The organism is Pseudomonas alcaligenes (assembly GCF_041729615.1).
GTDB lineage: Bacteria > Pseudomonadota > Gammaproteobacteria > Pseudomonadales > Pseudomonadaceae > Aquipseudomonas > Aquipseudomonas alcaligenes_B.
Map to the genome: position 1 here is coordinate 291,651 of NZ_CP154874.1, position 22,621 is coordinate 314,271.

The following is a 22,621-nucleotide window of genomic DNA, read 5'->3' on the forward strand; positions in this document are numbered from 1 at the left end:
TAGGTTTTAACTCGCGTACCCGATCAATCCAGTACGGCCACACCTTCCGTCGGCGGCTCTTCCAGCAGCGGACAGTTGTCGCACATCGCCATGCCCAGCTCGTTACGGATGCAGCACAGCTTGCGCTGGCGCCAGGGTGCGCAGCCTTCGCCCTGCGGCACGTAGCTGACCGGCTCGAACAGCGGGTTGCGGCTGCCATCCGGGCGTAGCTTGCTTTGCAGTATCTCGAAACCCTGGGCCAGCATCGGTTTGGGGAACGGCAGGCCGCCGAGCGTCGACATGAACCACTCGAAGTAGTTGCCGGCGTTGCTCCACAGCACCCGCGCAGCAATCTTGCGATGGGCGCGCAGGCCGTCGATGAAGGGCAGCAGATTGTCGTCCAGCAGGCCGGAAAAGCGCTCGAAACCGTTGGCTGGCGCCGCAGCCCAGCGCTCACCGGCATGCGGCAGCTTGAAGGCCTCGGGCAGGCCGTCGGCACCGACCACCACCTGGATCTCGTCGAACGCCAGTGGCAGTCGCCAGTTGAGGATCAGGCCGGCGGCCAGCACTGGCGGGATCAGGCGCAGGAAATAGTACTTCGACCACAGCGACATCAGCGCGCGGCGGTCGCCCTCGGCATGCTCCGGGGCGAAGCGCAGCATCTGCTCTTCCAGACGCAGGGAGCTGACGAACTCACGCCCGGACAGTGCCGGGCGTGGGTCATCCGCGAGAGTCAAAACATCGCGGTAGTGGGCAAAGGGCCCTTGGAACAGCGGGGCAATGGCCGGGATCATCGGCCCCCCGCCTGGGTCAGGCACATGCGCTGGTAACTCCCTGTGTGTGGCGCTGGCGGCGATTATCCAGCAAAGCGTCGACCACTTCCTGCGAACGTATCGCCAGTACCGACAGCAGGGTATCGCTCAGGCCGTGGCTGGACTCGCAGCAGCCCTGCAGGTAGATACCGGCGCTCATCTGCGGCGGGCAGCACAGGCGGTAGTCGCGCCCGACGCCTTCGCCGAGATGCGCCTGCAGCCCGGCCAGCAGGCGCTTGTAGCCGTCTCGGCGATAACCGGTGGCCAGAACCACTGCGTCGAACAGGCGCTCCTCGCGGCCTTCCGGGCCGTTCAGACCCAGGCGGATACCCTCGGCGCCCGCCTCGACCGCCTCGATGCTGCGCTGGGTCAGCAGGCTGTGCGGCGCATGGCCGGTGACCTTCTGCTGGTACAGGCGATGGTAGATGCTCTCGATCAGATCCAGGTTGACCACCGAGTAGTTGGTCTGGGCGTTGGCCTGGATGAAGGCCTCGCGCTCTTCCGGTGCCTGGCCGTAGACCACGTCGGTATACGCCGGATCGAAGATCTCGTTGACGAAGGGGCTGTCGTCGGCCGGACGCATGGCCTGGCTGCGCATGACCATGGACACTTCGGCATTGGGATAACGCCCGCACAGGTCGCTGAAGATCTCCGCCGCGCTCTGCCCGGAACCGATCACGGCGATGCGGCGTGGCTCGGCGATGCCCTGGATCCGCTCCAGATACTGGGCCGAATGAATGACACGGCCATCGTCGCGCAGTGTACGGAACAGCTCCGGCACCGCCGGTTCGCCACCGATGCTGACCACCAGGTTGCGGGTGATGCGCGCACGGGTGCGGCCATCGGCCAGGCGTGAGATCACCTTGACCCGGCTTACTTCGCCGCCGTCCAGCACCGGCTCGACGCCTATGACTTCCTCGCCGTAGTGCACCCGTTCGGCGAAGTGGCTGGCAGCCCAGCTCAGGTAGTCGTTGTACTCCAGGCGCGACGGCGTAAAGGTGCTGATGTTGATGAAGGCCTCCAGACGGCGCTTCTGGTGCAGGTAATTGACGAAGGTGTAGCGGCTGGAGGGGTTGCGCAGCGTGGCCAGGTCCTTGAGGAAGGAAATCTGCATGCGGCTGTCGTCCAGCAGCATGCCGCCGTGCCATTCGAAGGCCGGCTTCTTCTCCAGGAAGCAGTAGCGCAGGCCGTGTTCACGCACCCGGCGGTCTTCTTCCAGGGCCACGGCAATGGCCAGGTTGGCAGGGCCGAAGCCCAGCCCGATCACATCGTATTCCAGTGTTTCTATGCTCATGTCAGGCCCCGATCCTCTGCGGATGGTTCATGTGAAGGCCAAGTCAGCCCAGGAGGCGCTCGCCTCGCCCAACCTCATCAGTACACGGCCGCGCTCGGGCGCGGCTCATCTTGTAGTCATGCCAAGCGGCAGCGTTCGAAGAACACCTCGCGGGACTGCACCATGAGTGCCGCGCGCTTGTGCGGGAAATCGAATTCCTTGGCCTTGTGGTACCCCTGCGCCTGCATGTGGCCGATCATCCGGGCGTTGTCCGCGCGGGGTTCGGCAACCACGCGCTGGGTGCGCGGATCGTCGAGGAACAGGTAGTGGGTCAGTGCGCTCAGCCAGCTGGCCACCTTGTGCGGGCCCCTATGGCTCTCCTCGCCCACCAGCATATGGATGCCGCGGTCGTAGTCGTCCACATCGAAGAAGGGCGCGATACGGTCTTCCTTGGCCCAATAGGCCTCGTAGTAGGCGAAGGGCTGGTCGTCGAAGCAGCCGATCAGCGTCAGCACGCGTGGGTCAACGGCTAGTTCCTCCAGGTAGCGGCGATGCTTGGTGAGATCGCCCTCTTCCTGCCAGAACGCCGCCACGCGAGCACTGTTCTGCCAGCGATTGAAGCGCTCCAGGTCCTCGTCGATGTCCAGGGTGCGCAGGGATATCCAGGCGCCCAGAGTGGCATCGAAACGCCGATAGACCTCGCCCGCCGGCTTAGGGGCGCGGCGTGGGTGACGGCGGCCCGTCGGGTGCATGACCATCTGCTGCGGGTAGCCGGCACTGCCGGAAGTGCGCAGGAAGGGCCTCGGCAGCTGCCAGAACGAGCCACGCTCGATACGCAGATCGGCACCCTCACCCACCAGCAGACCACTGGCCAGCAGGGCCGGGTCGACCGAGTCCAGCTGCAGGCACACGGCCTGCAGCTGGGTGTCGTTGGCGAAGCACCAGTAGGCCAGTGCCCACAGGGCTTCGGCCTGCTCCTCGACTGCCAGCTCCAGCGGCACCATCAGCCTGCCCTGGCGGCGCGCGCGCAGCAGCGCACGCTCATCCAGATGCAGGGCCAGGCTGGCACCGTCGTCGCGGCCGACCAGCCGCCGCCCATCGGGCAGCGGAAGGTGAGCCAGGCGATCAGAACTCATAGCTGACACTGGCGATGACGTTGCGACGGTTGCCGTACCAGCAGTAGTAGTCACACGCGGTGACGTACTCTTTGTCGGTCAGGTTGCTGGCGGTGAGCTGCAGGCGTACATCCTGGATGCGGTAGCCAACCATGGCGTCCAGCAGAGTGTAGGACGGCACTTCCAGGGTCTCGGTGTTGTCGCCATAGCTGGAGCTGGTATGGCGTACACCGGCACCGAACTCCAGACCGTCGAGTGCGCCACCGATGAACTGGTACTTGCCCCACAGCGCGGCCATCTCGTCGGCGACGTTGGCCGGAGCCTTGCCCTTCTCTTCCTCGCGGGTGCTCTTGGTGGTTTCCGGATCCAGCTTGGTATAGCTGGCAATCAGGCTGATGTTCTCGGTGACATTGGCCTGGGCTTCCAGCTCGATGCCACGGCTGCGCACTTCGCCCAGCTGGGTCGGCACGCTGCCGGTCGGCGTGGTCAGGTTCTTCTTGACGTTCTCCTGGGTCAGCTCGAATACCGCCGCGGTGAACATGGCATCCAGACCTTCCGGCTGGTACTTGATGCCGATCTCTTTCTGATTGCCTTCCTCGGGCTTGAACGGCTCGTTGGTGACGGTATTCAGGTCGGTCACCGGCAGGAAGAACTCGGAGTAGCTGATGTAGGGTGTCAGGCCGTTGTCGAAGACATGGGCGATACCACCGCTCCAGGTGAAGTCCTCGTCACGCACGTTATGGCTTACGCCGGTGGTGTTGTTGTCGAAGTCGGTGCGCGACTTGTCGAAACGGCCGCCGAGCAGGAACACCCAGTTGTCGTACTTGAACTGCTCCTGGATGTAGTAGCCCATCTGGTCGGCACGGGTATCCTTGTCTTCCAGGTCGAAGTCGCCGATAGGCTGGCCGTAGACGGGATTGTAGATATCCAGTGCCGGAATGATCGGGAAGTTCGGGTAGCCGTTGGGGCTGCGATCATTGATCTTCAACTGCTGGTAGTCGACGCCCAGCAGCAGGGTGTTCTCCCAGCGATCACCGAACCAATTGCCGAGCAGGCGATTGTCCACCGACAGATTGTCGGCCTTGCCGTCGTTATAGGTCAGACCACGACCGATCAGGCTGTCGGTCAGGTTGAAGTAATAGAACAGTTGGCGCAGCTCCAGCTCCATGTGGCCATAGCGCAGGTTCTGCTGGAAGTCCCAGTTGTCGTTGATCCGGTGGTTCAGCTCGTAGCCCAGGGTGTACTGGTCACGCTCGAAGGTCTCGTAGCCAGGGTCGCCAACGGCGGTGTCGGTGTCGATCTTGCCGTTCGGGTTGTGCTCGATGGTGCCGCTGGACGGCAGGAACTGCAGCTGGGGGTCGGAGCGATCCTTCTGCACGCTGGCCAGCAGGGTCAGCGAGGTATCGTCGTTGAAGTTGAGGGTCATCGAGGGTGCCAGCAGGATGCGCGCGGCATCCACATCATCGACCTGGGTACCGGTGTCGCGACTCAGGGCCACCATGCGGTAAAGCACATCGCCCTCTTCGTCCAGCTTGCCACCAACGTCCAGGTTGACCTGCTTGCGGTTGTAGCTGCCGTACTGCACGCCAACTTCGTTGCGCGCATCGGCATTCGGACGCTTGCTCTGCAGGTTGATCAGGCCGCCGGGCGGGGTCTGGCCATAGAGCACCGAGGCCGCACCCTTGAGCACTTCGATGCGCTCGAGCATGTAGGGGTCGATCTGCCAGCTGTAGAAGGCACTGGAGTAGATGCGCGAGCCGTCCATGAACAGGCCGTTGTTGGCCTGCTTGAAGCCACGAATGATGAACCAGTCCTGCTTGTTGTCCTCACCGTAGAAGCCGGCCTGTACGCCGCCCGAATAACGCAGCGCCTCGCTGATGGTCTGGACATTGCGGTCCTTCATCTGCTCTTCGGTGACGACCGAGACCGAACGCGGGGTTTCGCTCAGGGGAGTGTTGATCTTGGTAGCGCTGCGGCTGTTCTTGGCCACATAACCCTGGTCCTCGCCGACCGGGCTGTCCAGTTCGCCACTGATGTTCAGCGTGTCGAGTTCCACGGCCTGCTGGGCCGGTTCCTCAGCCTGGGCAACCAGGCTGAAAGCGCCCAGGGCGCAGGCCATGGCCAATGGCAGGCGGGCTTTTGCGAAGGGCACCTTCGACGACTGTTTCATCCACTACTCCCCAATGAAATTAAATTAGAAGGATTCGCATTTATATGAATCGCTTCTACTAGACGAAGCAGCCAAGGAAAAATTTACCTTCAGCTGACATTTCGTCTCTTTCTCTAGTTACCCAGCAGCTCCACCAGCTCGGCCAGCACCTGCGGATGGCGGACAATGCCCTGGTGATCGGAGTCCACCAGGCGATGGCTGGCCGCCCTGCCCTGCACCTGCTCCAGGGCACGCTCCAGCAGCGCCGCGCGCCCGACCGGCTGCGCCGCCCACCAGCAGTGCGGGCGCACCTTCACCGTGGGTAGTGCGTAGCCGGCACACAAGCGACGCATGTGCTGTTCCAGCGCCCAGGCGAACAGCAGTTCCTCCAGGCTCTGGCGGGTCATGCCGTCCAGCGCCTGCCCTGCAAACCAGGTATTGGCGACCTGCGGCCAGTCCAGCGGCTCCAGTGGCAACAGTCGTTCGAACAGACCATCCCAGGCCTTGGCCGGCAACTCCGGCGCCAACAGCTGCAGATGCTCGACCAGCTTGGCTCGGGCCTGCGGATGGCGGGCGTCGTCGCCAGCGATCTCGGTGCCCGGCACATAGCAGTCGAACAGGCCGAGGAAGGCCACCTCGGCGCCCCGTGCCTCCAGGCGTGCCGCCAGCTCCAGAGCCAGGCTGCCGCCCAGCGACCAGCCGACCAGGTGATACGGACCCTGCGGCTGCTGCTGGAGCAGCGCGGCCAGGTAGGCATCGGCCATCTCGGCCAGCGAAGCATCGCGCCAGCTCGGGTCGAGGAAGCTGCGGCACTGCAGGCCGAACACTTCGCGCACGCCGTCCAGGCGTGCCGCCAGCGGCTGGTAGCCGGTGACCCGGCCGGTGACCGGGTGCGTGCAGAACAGCGGGGCTGTATCTACCTGCTGGCGGGTCAGGCGCAGCAGCGGCGACGGGCCCTGCACGGTCTGGCCGCGCGCCAGCTCCAGCAGGCCAAGCAGCTCCCGGCGATAGTCCGCAGCCAGGGATTCGATGGTCTCGCTGTGGTACTGGTTGGCCGCGTATTCCCAGGACAGCTGCAACTGGCCGTCGAACACCTGGCCATTGACCGCCAGGCGCGCGGCCAGCGGGTTGTCCGCCGCCACCGCCACGCCACCGCCCGCGGCCGGGCGGAACCAGTCCGCCGCCGCGCCGGCCTGATACTGGCCGAGGTAGTTGAAGATCACTTCGGCGCTCGGCAGCTCGGCAAGAGAAGCCCGCGTCTGCGAATCGCCCAACCAACGCAGCACGCCATAGCCCTGGCCACCATGCTCGATCTGCTGCAGATGCTGCTGCACACGCTGCAGTTGCAACTGCGGATCGTCCAGGTGCGGCAGCTGCAGCGGATACAGGCTGGTGAACCAGCCGACCGTACGCGACAGATCCAGCTCGCCGGCCAGCGCCTCGCGCCCGTGGCCTTCGAGGTTGACCCGCAGCCCAGCCTGGCCACTCCAGCGGCACAGGGTGCGCGTCAGCGCGGTAAGCAACAACGCGTCGATACGCACGCCCAGCTGCGCCGGAGCCTGCAGCAGGCGCTTGGTCTCGGCGGCATCCAGGGCCAGGCGCACTTCGCGCTTGTCGCCATGGCTGGCGCTGATGCCGTCGAGTTCGCGTGGCAGGGCCAGCGCCGGGCCGCTCAGGCGGCTGCACCAGGCATCCAGCTCGACCTGAGCCGCCGCGCCGCGCGCCCATTGCTGCAGGGATTCGCTCCAGCTTTTGTAGGACAGGCTCTTGCCCGGCAGGCGTACGGTCTGCCCCGCCTCCAGCTGGCGATAGGCCGCCAGCAGGTCTTCCAGCAGGATGCGCCAGGACACCCCGTCCACCACCAGGTGATGGACGGCGAGCAACAGGCGGTCCGCCTTGCCCGCCTGACGCAGGTACAGGCCGCGCAGCAGTGGCCCTCGGGCCAGGTCCAGGCTGCGCTGCGCCCCGTTGCACAGCGCTTCGGCCTGCGTGTCGTCGGCCGCTTCGCGCTGCCAGAGCAACGATTGATCGGCTTGCACCTCGCCGTAGTGCTGGGTCCAGCGACCGTCGCGCTGCTCGAAACGCAGGCGCAATCCATCGTGATGCGCCACCAGTGCCTGCAGCGCCTGCTCCAGCAGGATCGGATCAAGCGGACGCAGCAGCTCCAGATTCAGCGCCTGGTTCCAGTGCGCCGACTCTGCCTGATTCATGGCGAAGAAATGCGCCTGGATCGGCGCCAGCGGCAGTTCGCCGGTGACCGGCTCCTGCGCGATTTCCTCACCGGCAGCCCGGGCGGCCTGGGCCAGCTCGGCCAGGCGGGGGAACTGGAACAGCTCGCGCGGCGCCAGTTGCAACCCCTGCTGGCGGGCGCGGCTGACTACCTGCAAGGCGACGATGGAGTCGCCACCCAGCTCGAAGAAATGATCCTGGCGCCCTACCCGCTCCACGCCCAGCACTTCGGCCCAGATGGCGGCGAGGATGCGTTCGTTGTCGCTCTGTGGCGCCTCGTAGTCCTGGCTCTGCCAGGTCGGTTCCGGCAGCGCGGCGCGATCCAGCTTGCCGGCCGGGGTCAGCGGCAGTTTGGCCAGGGCAATGATCTGCGCGGGAACCATATAGTCCGGCAACACCTTGGCCAGCTCGCTACGCAGGGCATTGGTATCAGTGTTATCGCGGGCGACGACATAGCCCACCAGCTGCTTGCCGGTCGGCGTCTCACGAGCGATCACCGCCGCCTCCTGCACGCCATCAAGTGCCAACAGCTGGCTCTCGATCTCACCCAGTTCGATACGGAAGCCACGGATCTTCACCTGGTGGTCGACGCGACCCAGGTAATCCAGGGTGCCATCCGCACGCCAGCGCACCAGGTCGCCAGTGCGGTACATACGCTCGCCGGCTGCACCAAACGGATCGGGCAGGAAGCGCTCGGCGGTCAGCTCGGGACGTTGGAAGTAACCACGGGCCAGACCAACTTCGCCGCCGATATACAGCTCGCCGGCCACGCCGATGGGCAGCAGGTTCAGTTCGCTATCCAGCACATACAGGCTGCGCGGGCCGACCGGATTGCCGATGGGCGCATAGGCGGCCTCGAAGCTATCGCCGGGGAAGGCTTCCCAGATCAGCGGAGTCACCACCGTCTCGGTCGGGCCGTAGCCGTTGATGATGCGTTTGGGTTCAAGGACGCGCTGCAGACGCTCGTAGGTCTCGCGGGTAAAGGCCTCACCGCCCAGGGTCCAGGAGCGCACCGGCAGTTTCAGGTTCTGGCTTTCCACCCAATCCAGCAGCTGCTGGGCATAGCTCGGCGGCAGGCAGGAGATGGTCACGCCTTCGTCGGCGATCACCTGGCAGGTTTTCTCCGCGCTCCACAGCTCCTGATCGCGGATCACCAGGCGGCTACCGAAGGCCAGCGGTACGGTCCAGCGTTCCAGGGCGCCGTCGAAGCTGATCGAGGCGAAGTGCAGCTCCACATCGTTCGGGGTCATGCCATAGCGCTGGCCGATAGTCTGCACATGCATGCTCAGACCGAGATGATTCACCGCCACGCCTTTCGGCTGGCCAGTGGAGCCGGAGGTGTAGATCAGATAGGCCAGATTCAGCGGATGCAGCGGCACCGCAGGAGTGGAAGCCGCGAAGGCGGATAGATCCAGCTGATCCAGATACAGCGGTTCAACTGACGAGGACAGCGGCAGGCGCTCAGCCAGATCGGAACTGGTGATCAGCCACTGCAGCCCCGAATCCTCGACCATGTAGCTCAAGCGCTCGCGCGGATAATCCGGGTCGAGCGGCACAAAGGCACCGCCGGATTTCAGCACTGCCAGCATGGCGATAATCATCGCGTTGCCGCGCTCCAGCGACACACCGACGCGGGACTCCGGCTGCACGCCATGGGCCACCAGCAGGTTGGCCAAACGGTTGGAACGGGACTCCAGCTCGGCAAAGGTAATCCGCTCGCTGCCATGTACAAGGGCGATGACCTCTGGACGCAGACGCGCCTGCTCGGCGATCAGCCCGGGCAGCAGGCGCGCAGCATCGAAGCCCTGGCGCGGAGTATTCCACTCGGCCAGGCGTGCCTGATCGCCGGCATCCAGCAGTGGCAGGCTCACCAGCGGCTGATCTGGCGTAGTGCTGACCTGCTCCAGCAGGCCCAGCAGATGATTGGTCATCTGCTGCATCTGCGCATCATCGAGCCGCTCGCGGGCCCAGGTCAGGGTCAGGCGCAGCTGGCCAGCGCTGTCTTCCAGGCTGTCCAGGGCCAGGTCGAACAGTGCGTGCGGCACGCCCTGCGCCAACGGCTCCAGGCGCAGGCCGGGCAGCTGCAAGGCGCCAAGGTCGCGCTTCTGGTGATTGAACAACACCTGGAACAGCGGCGTCTGCCCCAGGCTGCGCTCGGGCGCCAAGGCCTCCACCAGCTGGTCGAACGGCAGGTCCTGCTGGTCCTGGGCGTCCAACGCGTGACGGCGCACCTCGGCCAGCAGCTGACGGAAACTCATGCCGGCATCGAACTCGGCGCGCAGCACCTGGGTGTTGACGAAAAAACCTACCAACGACGCGGTCTCGGCGCGCTGGCGGTTGGCTACCGGCACGCCGACGCGGATATCGCGCTGGTTGCTGTAGCGCGCCAAGAGCAGCTGGAAGGCGGCCAGCAACAGCATGAACAGGGTCGCGCCCTCGCCCTGGGCCAGTTGGCGCAGGCGCTCGGCCAGGGCTGGCGGCACCGCGACAGCCTGGCGCGCGGCATGGCGCTGGCTGGAGGCGTCCAGCTTGTAGGGCAAGGCCAGCACCGGCTGCTCGCTACCCAGGCGCTCGCGCCAGTAGCCGAGCTGGCGTTCGCGTTCGCCGGCCTCCAGCCAGGCGCGCTGCCACTGGGCGTAATCGGCGTATTGGATCGGCAGCTCGGCCAGCTGCGGCGCCTGCCCCTGGCGCAGCGCGGCATAGGCGCGGCCCAGTTCCTCGGCGAATACGCCAATCGACCAGCCGTCGGAGACGATGTGGTGACAGACGATCTGCAAGCGCCAGCGTTGCTCGTCCAGGCGCAGCAGCTGCACGCGCAGCAGCGGCCCCTCGACCAGGTCGAAGGCGCGCGCCGCATGGGCATCGGCCAGGGCCTGCACGGTCTCGGTCTCGCCGCGCAGGTCGCGTTCCTCCAGGGCCAGCGGGCCGGGCGGGTCGATGCGCTGGTACAGCTGGCCGGCGTGCTCGTAGAAGCGCGTGCGCAGCGCCTCGTGGCGCTCGACGATCAGCTCCAGCGCCGCCAGCAGCGCACCGCGATCCAGCTCGCCCTCCAGGGCGAAGGCGCCGACCATGTGGTAGGCGCTGCTGTCCGGCTCCAGCTGGGCCACCAGCCACAGGCGCTGCTGGGCATGCGAGGCCGGCAGGTGTTCGCCGCGCGGCGCCGGCACCAGCGGCAGACGGTCGAAGCGGATGCCCTTGCTGGCCAGCAGTTCGAGGAAACGCTTCTGCTCGGGGGCACCGAGGGCGAGAAAACGCCGCGCCAGGGCGGCCTTGTCGATGGGCGCGCTCACAGGGCCTCCAGTTCGTCGAGCAGCGCGGCCATGTCGCGCAGGTCTTGGTCTTCTTCCTCGGCGGCGGCCGGAGCCTGACCATCGAGGTTGGCGGCCAGGGCCGCCAGGTTCTCCGCCTCGAAGAAGGCGCGCAGCGGCAGTTCCAGCCCCAGACGCTGGCGCAGCAGGGCCACGGCCTGGGTAGCCAGCAGTGAATGCCCGCCGAGTTCGAAGAAGTTGTCGTCGAGGCCGACCTGGGCCACTTCCAGCACTTCCTGCCAGATAGCCGCCAGGGCGATCTCCCGTTCGCTCTGTGGCGCCCGGTAAACCCGCGCCTGCCAAACCGGCTCGGGCAGCGCACGGCGCTCCAGCTTGCCGTTGGGCGACAGGGGCATACGTTCCAAGCGCATCAGGATCGACGGCACCATGTGCTCGGGTAGCTCGCTCTTCAATGCCGCCTTGATGCCGGCCAGCCAGGCGGTCTCATCCGCCGGCAGCGGATCGGCCACCAGATAGCCGACCAGTTGCTTGCCGATCTGGCTATCGCGGGCCACCACCACGGCCTCGGCGACGCCCGGCTGGGCACCGAGTTGGGCTTCGATCTCGCCCAGTTCGACGCGGAAGCCGCGGATCTTCACCTGATGGTCGATACGGCCCAGGTAGTCGATGGCGCCGTCGGCACGCCAGCGCACCAGGTCGCCGGTGCGGTACATGCGCGAGCCCGCCGGGCCATGCGGATCAGGCAGGAAGCGCTCGGCGGTCAGTTCCGGACGGCGGTGGTAACCGCGCGCCAGGCCGATGCCGGCGATGTACAGCTCGCCGGGCACGCCCTGCGGTACCGGGTTGAGCTGGGCATCGAGGATATGCAGGCGCAGGTTGGCGATCGGCCGACCGATCGGCACGGCATGGCGCCCCTCCTCCACGCAGGTCCAGTGACTGACGTCGATGGCCGCCTCGGTCGGGCCGTACAGGTTGTACAGGCCGGCCTGCGGCAGACGCTGGAAAGTGCGCACCTGCAGTTCTGCCGGCAGCGCTTCGCCACTGCAGATGACGCGGGTCAGGCTCTGGCACTGCTCCACATCCGGGTGCAGAAGGAAGGCCTGCAGCATGGAGGGCACGAAGTGCAGCGTGCTGACCTTATGGCGCTGGATCAGCTCCACCAGCTTCTGCGGATCGCGGTGGTCGCCCGGCGCGGCCACGGCCAGGCAGGCGCCGGTGATCAGCGGCCAGAAGAACTCCCATACCGAGACGTCGAAGCTGAACGGGGTCTTCTGCAGCACAACGTCGCCAGCGCCCAGCTGATAGGCCTCCTGCATCCACAGAATGCGGTTGGCCAGGGCCTCGTGGCTGTTGCCGGCGCCCTTGGGCTTGCCGGTGGAGCCGGAGGTGTAGATGACGTAGGCCAGATCGTTGCCCTGCAGACTGACTGCCGGTGGCGTGAGCGGCTCGGCACTGCAGTCCTCGCGATCCAGGCCCAGGGCCTTGAGCCCGGCCGGCAGCGGCAGGCGCTCAACCAGCGCGCTGTGCGACAGTAGCAGGTCGACGCCGGAATCCTCCAGCAGATAGGCCAGGCGTTCCAGCGGGTATTCCGGGTCGAGCGGCACGTAAGCACCACCGGCGCGGACGATGGCATGCAGGCCGATCACCAGCTCCAGCGAGCGCTCCAGGCTGATACCGACCAGGCTGCCACGCTGTACGCCGAGGCTACGCAGGCGGTTGGCCAACTGGTTGATACGTGCCTCCAGCTCGGCGTAGCTCAGCGTCTGCGCGCCGAACACCAGGGCTGGCGCCTGCGGCGTGCGCGCGGCCTGCTGGCTGATGCGCTCGCTGAGGTTGACCAGCGGACCGTAGTCCTTGGCCGTGTCGTTCCAGGTGGCGAGCTGCGCCTGCTCGTCTTCCTCCAGCAACGGCAGCATGCCGATGGGCTGACTCGGGTCGGCGCAGATGCCTTCCAGCAGCCGTACGAAATGCCGTGCCAGGCGGGCGATGGTGCGCGCCTCGAACAGCTCGGCGGCGTAGCTGACGAAACCGCTGAGGCTGCCGTCGGCCGCCTCCTCGGTATCCAGCGCCAGGTCGAACTGCGCGCCCGCGGCGCCCGGGTCATGCGGCTGCACGCGCAGACCCGGCAGGCTGCCGAGGGCGCTGAAATCCACCTGCTGATGGTTGAATGCCACCTGGAACAGCGGGTGATGGCTCAGGCTGCGCGTCGGTTGCAGCGCTTCCACCAACTGGTCGAAGGGCAATTCCTGGTTGGCCAGGGCATCACGGCTGGCCTGGGCCAGTTCGCCGAGCAGGTCGCGGAAGGGTTTCAGCCCGGCCGGCTCGCCGCGCAGCACCAGGGTGTTGATGAAGCAACCGAGCACGCCGTCCATTTCCGCCAGGCTACGCCCGGCCACCGGCACACCGACGCGGATATCTTCCTGGCCGCTGTAGCGGTGCAGCAAGGTCTGCCAGGCCGCCAGCAACAGGCTGAACAGGGTGCTGCCCTCACGCTGGGCCAGGGCGCGCAGTTGCGCGGTGAGCAACGGCGACAGCTCGAAACGCCAACGCAGGCCCTGACGGGCGCCGAGGGCTGGGCGCGGGTGATCGGTGGGCAGTTCCAGCAGCGGCTGGTGTTCGCCCAGGCGGGCTTTCCAGTAATCCAGTTGGCGTGTGGCCTCGCTGGACTTCAGCCAGTCGCGCTGCCACTGGGCATAGTCGGCGTACTGCAGCGGCAGCGGCGCGAACTGCGCGGTACGGCCCTCGGCGAACGCCGCGTAGGCGGCGGCGAACTCGCCGATGAAACGCTGCATCGACCAGCCGTCGGAGACGATGTGGTGCTGGACCAGCAGCAGGCGGTACTCCTGATCGGCCAGGCGCAGCACGCTCACCCGCAGGAGCGGCTCGGAGGCCAGGTTGAACGGGCGCGAGAGCAGCTTCTGCGCATAATCGCGCGCCTCGACTTCACGCTCACTGGCCGGCAGTTCACGCAGGTCGAACCAGTCGATGCGCTGGCCCTGCGGCGCCAGGATACGCTGGCGCGCCTCGCCACCCACCTCGACAAAGCGCGTACGCAGCGCCTCGTGGCGCGCTTCCAACTGGTCGAAAGCGGCCTGCAGCGCCTGGCGATCCAGGCGGCCCTGCAGGTCGAGGCCTGCCGGCATATGGTAGGCGCCGTTGCTCGGGTCCAGACGGTTGAGGAACCACAGGCGCTGCTGGGAATGCGACAGCGGCAGGTCGCCGCCCCGCGGCAGCGCGCGCAGCACCGGCGCATCGGCGGCTTCGCGTTGCAAGGCGACGGCGCAATCGGCCAGACGGCTCTGCTCGAACAGCGCCTTGAGCGGCAACTGCAGGCCCTGCTGGCGGATGCGGCTGACCACCTGCAAGGCGACAATGGAGTCGCCGCCCAGTTCGAAGAAATGATCCTGCCGCCCTACCCGTTCCACGCCCAGCACGTCGGCCCAGATGGTGGCGAGGATGCGCTCGTTGTCGGTCTGCGGGGCTTCGTAGTCCTGGCTCTGCCAGGTCGGGTCCGGCAGCGCGGCGCGATCCAGCTTGCCGGCCGGGGTCAGCGGCAGTTTGGCCAGGGCAATGATCTGCGCGGGAACCATATAGTCCGGCAGGATCTTGGTCAGCTCGCTACGCAGGGCATTGGTATCAGTGTTGTCGCGGGCGACGACATAGCCCACCAGCTGCTTGCCGGTCGGCGTCTCACGAGCGATCACCGCCGCCTCCTGCACACCATCGAGTGCCAACAGCTGGCTCTCGATCTCGCCCAGCTCGATGCGGAAGCCACGGATCTTCACCTGGTGGTCGACGCGCCCCAGGTAATCCAGGGTACCGTCCTCGCGCCAGCGCACCAGGTCGCCGGTGCGGTACATGCGCTCGCCGGCGGCGCCGAAAGGATCGGGCAGGAAGCGTTCGGCGGTCAGTTCCGGACGCTGGAAGTAACCGCGAGCCAGACCCACTTCGCCACCGATATATAGCTCACCAGCCACGCCTATGGGCAGCAGGTTCAGCTCGGCATCCAGCACATACAGGCTGCGCGGGCCGACAGGATTGCCGATGGGGGCGTAGGCCGCCTCGAAACTGTCACCCGGATAGGCTTCCCAGATCAGCGGGGTCACCACCGTCTCGGTCGGGCCGTAGCCGTTGATGATGCGTTTGGGTTCAAGGACACGCTGCAGACGCTCGTAGGACTCGCGGGTAAAGGCCTCACCGCCCAGGGTCCAGGAGCGCACCGGCAGTTTCAGGTTCTGGCTTTCCACCCAATCCAGCAGCTGCTGGGCATAGCTCGGCGGCAGGCAGGAGATGGTCACGCCTTCGTCGGCAATGACCTGGCAGGTCTTCTCCGCGCTCCACAGTTCCTGGTCGCGGATCACCAGGCGGCTGCCGAAGGCCAGCGGTACGGTCCAACGCTCCAGGGCGCCGTCGAAACTGATCGAGGCGAAATGCAGTTCGACATCGTCCGGGGTCATGCCGTAGCGCTGGCCGATGGTCTGCACATGCATGCTCAAACCGAGGTGGTTCACCGCCACGCCCTTGGGCTGGCCGGTGGAGCCGGAGGTGTAGATCAGGTAGGCCAGATTCAGCGGGTGCAGCTGCACCGCAGGCGCTGACGAATCAAACACAGACAGATCCAACTGATCCAGATACAGCGGCTCGACGCCCTCACCCAGCGGCAGACGCTCGGCCAGACCGGAGCTGGTGATCAGCCACTTCAGCCCAGAGTCCTCGACCATGTAGCTCAGGCGCTCACGCGGGTAATCCGGATCGAGCGGCACAAAGGCGCCGCCGGACTTCAGCACCGCCAACATGGCGACGATCATCGCGTTGCCACGTTCCAACGAAACGCCGACACGGGATTCCAGGCGTACGCCCTGCTCTACCAGCAGATGGGCCAAGCGATTGGCGCGCGCCTCCAGTTCGGCGAAGGCAATCCGCTCGCCGCCATGCACCAGGGCGATGGCCTCCGGGCGAAGGCGTGCCTGTTCGGCGATCAGCGCGGGCAGCAGGCGGGCGGAATCGAAGGCCTGGCGCGGAGTGTTCCACTCGGCCAGACGTGCCTGCTCATCGGCGGAGCTCAGCTGCAGGCTGCCCAGCGTCCGCGCTGGATCGCCACACACCTGATCCAGCGCCTGGCGCAGCAGCGCCTCGACCTGAGCAATGCTGCTGGCATCGAAATGCGCGCGGTCGTAGGCCAGCAGCAGCTCCAGGCGGCTGCCCGGCAGCACGGCCAGGGTCATCGGGTAATGGGTGAACTCATGGCTCTGCGGGAGCCCCAAGCGCAGCTCGCCACGCTCGGCCTGCTTGAGGGCATCGCCCAGGGGGTAGTTCTCGAATACCTGCAGGCTGTCGAACAGCGCTTCGCCGGCGCTACCGACCCAGCGCTGGATATCGTGCAGCGGGCTGTGTTCGTGCTCGCGCAGCTGCAGGTTCTGCACCTGCAGCGCGGCCAGCCAGTCGCCCAGCGGCTGCTCGGCCGGCAGTTGCACGGCAACGGGAAGGCTGTTGATAAATAGGCCAAGCATCTGCTCGCTGCCAGCCAGCTCGGTCGGGCGACCGGCCACGGTGGCGCCGAAGCACAGGCTGCGCTTGCCGGTCAGGCGCGCCAGCAGCAAAGCCCAAGCGGCCTGTACCAGGGTGTTGAGGGTCAGGCCGTGGCGCTGGGCGAAACCGCGAATCTGTTGTTCGGTGGTGGCATCCAGCGGCAGCGGATGACGGGCATGGCCCTGTTCCGGCGCACGGCACGGCAGGCAGCCGGCGATGCGGGTGGCGCCATCCAGCGGGGACAGTTGTTCACGCCAGAAGGCCTGCTCGGCGGCAGCATCCTGGCCGTCGAGCCAGTGGATGTAGTCGCGGAACTGGCCTCCGGGTGCCGGCAGGCGGTCACCGTGATAGAGAGCCAGCACCTCGGCGAACAGCAGGCCGTTGCTCCAGCCGTCGAGCAGCAGGTGGTGCAGGGTCCAGACCAGCACGAAGTCGCCGGCGCCACGCTGGATCAGCGCCAGACGCAGCAGCGGCGCCTGGTCGAGGGCAAAGCCGCGCTCACGCTCGGCGCTGCAGAAGGCCTGCAGCTGCGCCTCGAAATCGGCGACGCCGCGCCAGTCGAGATCCTGCCAGTCCAGCGCCACCTCGGCCTGCACCAGTTGCAGCGGACGCTCGCCCAGCAGGAAGCGGCTGCGCAGCACACCATGGCGCGCCAGCACCTGGCGCCAGGCATTCTGCAGGCGAGCCGGATCGAGGCCGGTAAATGGCAGCAGCAGCTGGCTGACATAGCTGCCGGCACCTTCCAGCTGGCTGTGGAACAGCAGGCCCTGCTGCAGCGGCGACAGCGGGTGGATATCTTCCACGCCGGCCAGCGCATCCAGCTCGGCCTGGCTCAGGCCGGCCAGCGGCACGTCGCTGGGGGTCAGCAATGGTTGGGTCTTGGCGCAGTGCTGGGCGATGGCGCGCAGCTCATCCTGCAGGCGAGTGACCACCCCCTCCAGGGTGGTGCGCGCCAGCTGCGCCGGGTTGAAGTCGATGTGCAGCTGCAGGGCACCGCCACGCTGCTCGGCGTTGATGACCAATGCTGCGTCCATGGGCGCATGGGCTTCGCGCCACAGGCCGCCTTCGCGCAGACGCAAGCCGCCCTCGCCCCCGTCGAACTGGCCCAGGTAGTTGAACAGCAGTTGCGGCGCGCGCTCGGTCAATTGACCTTGTTGGGCCAGTAGACCAAAGCCCAGACCCAGGTCGGGCACGGCGCGCAGCTGCTCCTTGATCGCCTTGAGGCTGGCGGCCAACTCGGCCTCCGGTTGCAGGCGCACGGGGTAGAGGCTGGTAAACCAGCCGACGCTGCGCGACAGGTCGATATCCTCGAACAGCGGCGCGCGGCCATGGCTCTCCAGGTGCAGGGTCAGCGCCGGCTGCTCGCTCCAGCTGCATAGCACGCGGCTCAGCGCGGTCAGCAGCAACTCGTCGGCGCGCAGGCGATAGGACCGCTGGCCAGCCTGCAGCAGCTCACGGGTAAAGCCGGCGTCCAGGCTCAGCTCCAGACGCTGGCGAGTGCCTTCGCTACCCGCATCGCTGCTCAGCAGCGGCAGTTCGCCGCCAGCGGCCTGCTGGGCCTGCCAGTACGGCAGCTGTGCGTCCACATTCCAGCCGGCCAGACGCTCGCCCCATGTCTTGAAGGCACTGGTCTTGGCCGGCAGCTGCACCGCCAGGCCGCTGACCAGTTGCAGACAGGCGCGCTGCAGGTCTTCCAGCAGCACGCGCCAGGACACGCCATCGACCACCAGATGGTGGATGGACAGCAGCAGGCGGTCGGCCTGGCCTGGCTGGGTCAGGTACAGACCGCGCAGGTGTGAGCCGCTGGCTGGATCAATGCTGCGCTGAGCGGCGTCATAGTACGGTTGCGGATCTTCGCCAGCGGCCAGTTCGACCCGTTGCAGCAGAGGACCCGCCACTTCGGTGGTATGTACCTGCTGCCACTGACCATCACGCTGCTCGAAGCGCAGACGCAGGGCATCATGGTGCCGAACCAGTGCTTGCAGCGCCTGCTCCAGCTGGGCGCCCGGCAGCGGCTCGGCCAGTTCCAGCAGCAGGTACTGGTTGCACGGGGCCAGGCATTCACGTGCCAACAGACGGGCCTGGATTGGCAGCAACGGTGCGGTGCCGGTCACCGGCCCCTGCTCGGCCAGCGGGGCGGCTACAAGGCGGGCGACTCCGGCCAGCTGCGCCAGGGTCTGCTGCTGGAACAGGTCCTTGGGCGTCAGGCCCAGTCCCTGCTGGCGGGCACGGCTGACCACCTGCAGGGCGACGATGGAGTCGCCGCCCAGCTCGAAGAAGTGATCCTGGCGCCCTACCCGCTCTACACCCAGCACCTCGGCCCAGATGGCGGCGAGGATGTGCTCATTGTCGGTTTGCGGGGCCTCGTAGTCCTGGCTCTGCCAGGTCGGTTCCGGCAGCGCAGCGCGATCCAGCTTGCCGGCCGGAGTCAGTGGCAGTTTTTCCAGGGCGATGATCTGTGCCGGGACCATATAGTCCGGCAGCACCCTGGCCAGCTCGTTCTTCAGATGCGCAGTGTCGGCGCCCTGTTTGGCTACCACATAGCCCACCAGCTGCTTGCCGGTCGGCGTCTCACGGGCAATTACCGCCGCCTCTTGGATTCCATCGAGAGCCAGCAGTTGGCTCTCGATCTCGCCCAGTTCGATACGGAAACCACGGATCTTCACCTGATGATCGACGCGTCCCAGGTAATCCAGGGTGCCGTCGGCGCGCCAGCGCACCAGATCGCCGGTGCGATACATGCGCTCGCCTGCCTTGCCAAACGGGTCGGGCAGGAAGCGTTCGGCGGTCAGCTCGGGACGCCGGAAGTAGCCGCGGGCCAGGCCCACTTCGCCACCGATATACAGCTCGCCGGCCACGCCAATGGGCAGCAGGTTCAGCTCGGCATCCAGTACATACAGGCTGCGCGGCCCCACCGGATTGCCGATGGGCGCATAGGCGGCCTCGAAGCTATCGCCGGGGAAGGCTTCCCAGATCAGCGGAGTCACCACCGTCTCGGTCGGGCCGTAGCCGTTGATGATGCGTTTGGGTTCAAGGACGCGCTGCAGACGCTCGTAGGTCTCGCGGGTAAAGGCCTCACCGCCCAGGGTCCAGGAGCGCACCGGCAGTTTCAGGTTCTGGCTTTCCACCCAATCCAGCAGCTGCTGGGCATAGCTCGGCGGCAGGCAGGAGATGGTCACGCCTTCGTCGGCGATCACCTGGCAGGTTTTCTCCGCGCTCCACAGCTCCTGATCGCGGATCACCAGGCGGCTACCGAAGGCCAGCGGTACGGTCCAGCGTTCCAGGGCGCCGTCGAAGCTGATCGAGGCGAAGTGCAGCTCCACATCGTTCGGGGTCATGCCGTAGCGCTGACCGATGGTCTGCACATGCATGGTCAGACCGAGATGATTCACCGCTACGCCTTTCGGCTGGCCGGTGGAGCCGGAGGTGTAGATCAGATAGGCCAGATTCAGCGGATGCAGCGGCACCGCAGGAGTGGAAGCCGCGAAGGCGGATAGATCCAGCTGATCCAGATACAGCGGCTCAACCGCCGAAGACAGCGGCAGGCACTCGGCCAGATCGGAGTTGGTGATCAGCCACTTCAGCCCCGAATCCTCGACCATGTAGGCCAGGCGCTCACGCGGATAATCCGGGTCGAGCGGCACAAAGGCGCCACCAGCCTTCAGCACCGCCAGCATGGCCACGATCATCGCGTTGCCGCGCTCAAGGGATACGCCGACGCGGGCTTCCGGACGCACGCCCTGGGCGACCAGCAGCTGGGCCAGGCGATTGGCGCGGGCCTCCAGTTCGGAGAACGAAATACGCTCGGCACCATGCACCAGGGCGATGGCCTCGGGGCGCAGACGCGCCTGCTCGGCAATCAGCGCGGGCAGCAGGCACGTGGCATCGAAGCCCTGGCGCGGTATGTTCCACTCGGCCAGCAGACGGCGTTCGCCGGTGCTGACCAGCTCCAGCTCGCCCAGCGCGGCCTGCGGCGAGGTGGCGAAGCCGTCGAGCACCTCGAGGAAACCGGCGATCAGCCGTTCGATGCTGCTCTCGGCGAACAGGTCGGCGGCGTAGGCGAAGTTGATCGACAGCTGGTCACCCTTGTCGCGCACCGCGTCCAGGGCCAGGTCGAAGGGAATCTGGCTGGACGGCACTTCGTCCAGCACGGTCTCGATGCCCGGCAGCCAGTTGGCCGCCAGCGGGTGCTGGCGCCGGTAGTTGAAGGCCACCTGGAACAGCGGCTGCTGGCCGAGGCTGCGGCTCGGCGCGAGTTCTTCCACCAGACGCTCGAAGGGCATTTCCTGATGGGCCTGGGCCTCTTTCAGGCCGGCGCGGGTCTGCTCCAGCCACTCGGCCACCGACAGCTCGGGGCGCGGTTCGGCCTTGAGTACCAGGGTGTTGACGAAGAAACCGAGCAGGCGTTCGAAGCCCTTGGCACGGCCGGCCACTGGCACGCCGATACGCACTTCGCGCTGGCCGGACAGGCGCGCCAGCTGCAGCTGCAGGGCCGCCAGCAGCACGGTGAACAGGGTCGCGCCATTAGCCTTGGCCAGCTCGCTGAGCCGTGCCACCAGGGCCGGCTCCACCTGCAGCTTACGGTAGGCGGCGCGGCGCGCGGCCTGGGCTTCGTGCGGGAAGTCCGGCGTCAGGCTCAGCGCCGGCTGCTCGCTGCCCAGACGCTCGCGCCAGAAGGCCATTTGCCGGGCGCCCGCCTCGCTATCCAGCCACTCGCGCTGGCCCACGGCATACTCGCTGTATTGCAGCGGCTGCGAAGGCATGAACGGCTGGCGGTTCTGCTGGCGGGCGCGGTAGAACTCGCCCACCTCCTCGACCATCACCCGCACCGACCAGGCGTCGGAGATGATGTGGTGCATGCGCACGGCCAACGCATGACTGTTGTCGCCAAGGCGATAGAGGACGCAGCGCACCAGCGGACCGCGGGTCAGGTCGTAGTCGGTCTCGATGAAAGCGCGCGCCAACGCCTCGACGCGCTCGCTGCTCTGCGACAGATCGATGATCTCCAGCGGCATCGGGCCTGCCGGCAACACGGCCTGCTGGGCCAGGCCATCCTGCTCGCGGAATACGGTACGCAGCGCCGCATGGCGAGCGTAGACCTGATCCAGCCCGTGACGCAGGCTGTCCAGCTCCAGCGCCCCTTCGAAACGCAACAGCCCGCCGATGTTGTAGGCACTGCTGCCGCTTTCCAGACGACTGAAGAACCACAACCGCTGCTGGGCGAAGGACAGCGGCGCCCATTGCAGGGCAATGTTGCTCGGGACAGGTGCGTTCATGGCAGAACCTCGCAAAGAGTGGCCTAGGCGCCCAGTGGCATGCCGGCCGCCTCGCGCCGCAGCAGGCGCGAGGCATGGAATTCGATCAGGGACAGCAGTTCGTCTTCCTGGGGGCGCAGGTAGGCGTGATCGCCATCCAGCCATTCCAGGGTGAAGGGGCCGCGGGTCTCGCGGCGCCAGGCGCGCAGGTCGTCCTCGCTCAGGCAGTCGCGGCGCGCACCGAGCACGTGTAGGGCACAGGGCAAGGGCGCACGGCGCTGGTAGCGGTAGCTCTCGGCCAGGGCAAAGTCGCTGCGCAGTACGGGCAACAGTTCGCGGCGGAACAACGGGTCGGCCAGCAGCTCGCGCGGCAGGCGGGCGAAGCCATCGAGGCCGGCGAACAGTTCGCCGTCGCTGCGCGTGGTCATGCGCGGCGCCTGCAGGCGTCGCGAAGGCGCACGCGAAGCCGAGGCGAACAGCGCCAGCGGCGCCTCATGTCCCTCGGCGATCAGCACCTGGGCCAGCTCGAAGGCGAGCATGGCGCCCAGGCTGTGGCCCCACAGCAGGTACGGACCACTGCATTCGCGCGACCAGGCTTGCCTCAGGTCGGCCAGCAGCGCCGGCAGGTCCTGGCACAGCGGCTCACCCTCGCGGGCGCCGCGACCTGGCAACTCCAGCGGGCAGACTTCCAGCCAACGCGGCAGGCGCTTGCGCCAGCGTGCATAGGGCATGGCGCTGGCGCCGGCATGGGCCAGGCAGAACAGCTGCATCAGGCGTCCATGGCCTCGCGCAGGCTGCGCGGACGCATGTCGGTCCAGACGCTGGCGATGTGCGCCAGGCAGGTCGCCTTGTCGCCGCGCACGCCGTCTTCCTTCCAGCCGGCCGGCACGGCCTTGTAGGCCGGCCAGATGGCGTACTGCTGCTCATCGTTGACCACGACCAGGAAGGTGGTCTGCGGGTTGTCCAGGCTCATGGGGTATCCCTCGTTGAAAGTGGCACGCTTTAAAGACG

General features: G+C 66.8%; 8 protein-coding genes. All 8 read right to left on the reverse strand.

What is annotated here, in order from left to right:
• Nucleotides 1–23 precede the first annotated feature (23 nt).
• Entirely contained in the window at nt 24–773 is a 750-nt protein-coding gene (fhuF, locus tag AAG092_RS01450) for a siderophore-iron reductase FhuF (RefSeq protein ID WP_373388222.1), read from the reverse strand.
• 16 nt (nt 774–789) lie between these two features.
• Nucleotides 790–2,085 (reverse strand): lysine N(6)-hydroxylase/L-ornithine N(5)-oxygenase family protein, encoded by a 1,296-nt coding sequence (locus AAG092_RS01455; RefSeq protein ID WP_373388223.1) that lies wholly within the window; start codon nt 2,083–2,085, stop codon nt 790–792.
• Between the two features lie 116 nt (nt 2,086–2,201).
• Entirely contained in the window at nt 2,202–3,200 is a 999-nt protein-coding gene (locus AAG092_RS01460) for a GNAT family N-acetyltransferase (RefSeq protein ID WP_373388224.1), read from the reverse strand.
• Nucleotides 3,190–5,349, reverse strand: a complete 2,160-nt coding sequence (locus tag AAG092_RS01465) for a TonB-dependent siderophore receptor (RefSeq protein ID WP_373388225.1) — start codon at nt 5,347–5,349, stop codon at nt 3,190–3,192. Before AAG092_RS01465 ends, AAG092_RS01460 begins: the two co-directional genes overlap by 11 nt.
• Before the next feature lie 113 nt (nt 5,350–5,462).
• A complete protein-coding gene (locus AAG092_RS01470) occupies nt 5,463–10,847 on the reverse strand; it encodes an amino acid adenylation domain-containing protein (protein ID WP_373388227.1) in 5,385 nt (1,794 codons plus the stop codon).
• Nucleotides 10,844–21,631: an amino acid adenylation domain-containing protein gene (locus AAG092_RS01475; RefSeq protein WP_373388228.1), complete on the reverse strand. Its 10,788-nt coding sequence runs from the start codon at nt 21,629–21,631 to the stop codon at nt 10,844–10,846. Before AAG092_RS01475 ends, AAG092_RS01470 begins: the two co-directional genes overlap by 4 nt.
• A 23-nt stretch (nt 21,632–21,654) precedes the next feature.
• Entirely contained in the window at nt 21,655–22,380 is a 726-nt protein-coding gene (locus AAG092_RS01480) for a thioesterase II family protein (protein WP_110683110.1), read from the reverse strand.
• Nucleotides 22,380–22,583 carry an MbtH family NRPS accessory protein gene (locus AAG092_RS01485; RefSeq protein ID WP_061904411.1) on the reverse strand — a complete coding sequence of 68 codons (204 nt, stop codon included), beginning with the start codon at nt 22,581–22,583 and terminating at the stop codon, nt 22,380–22,382. The genes AAG092_RS01480 and AAG092_RS01485 overlap by 1 nt, the downstream gene beginning before the upstream one ends.
• Nucleotides 22,584–22,621 lie beyond the last annotated feature (38 nt).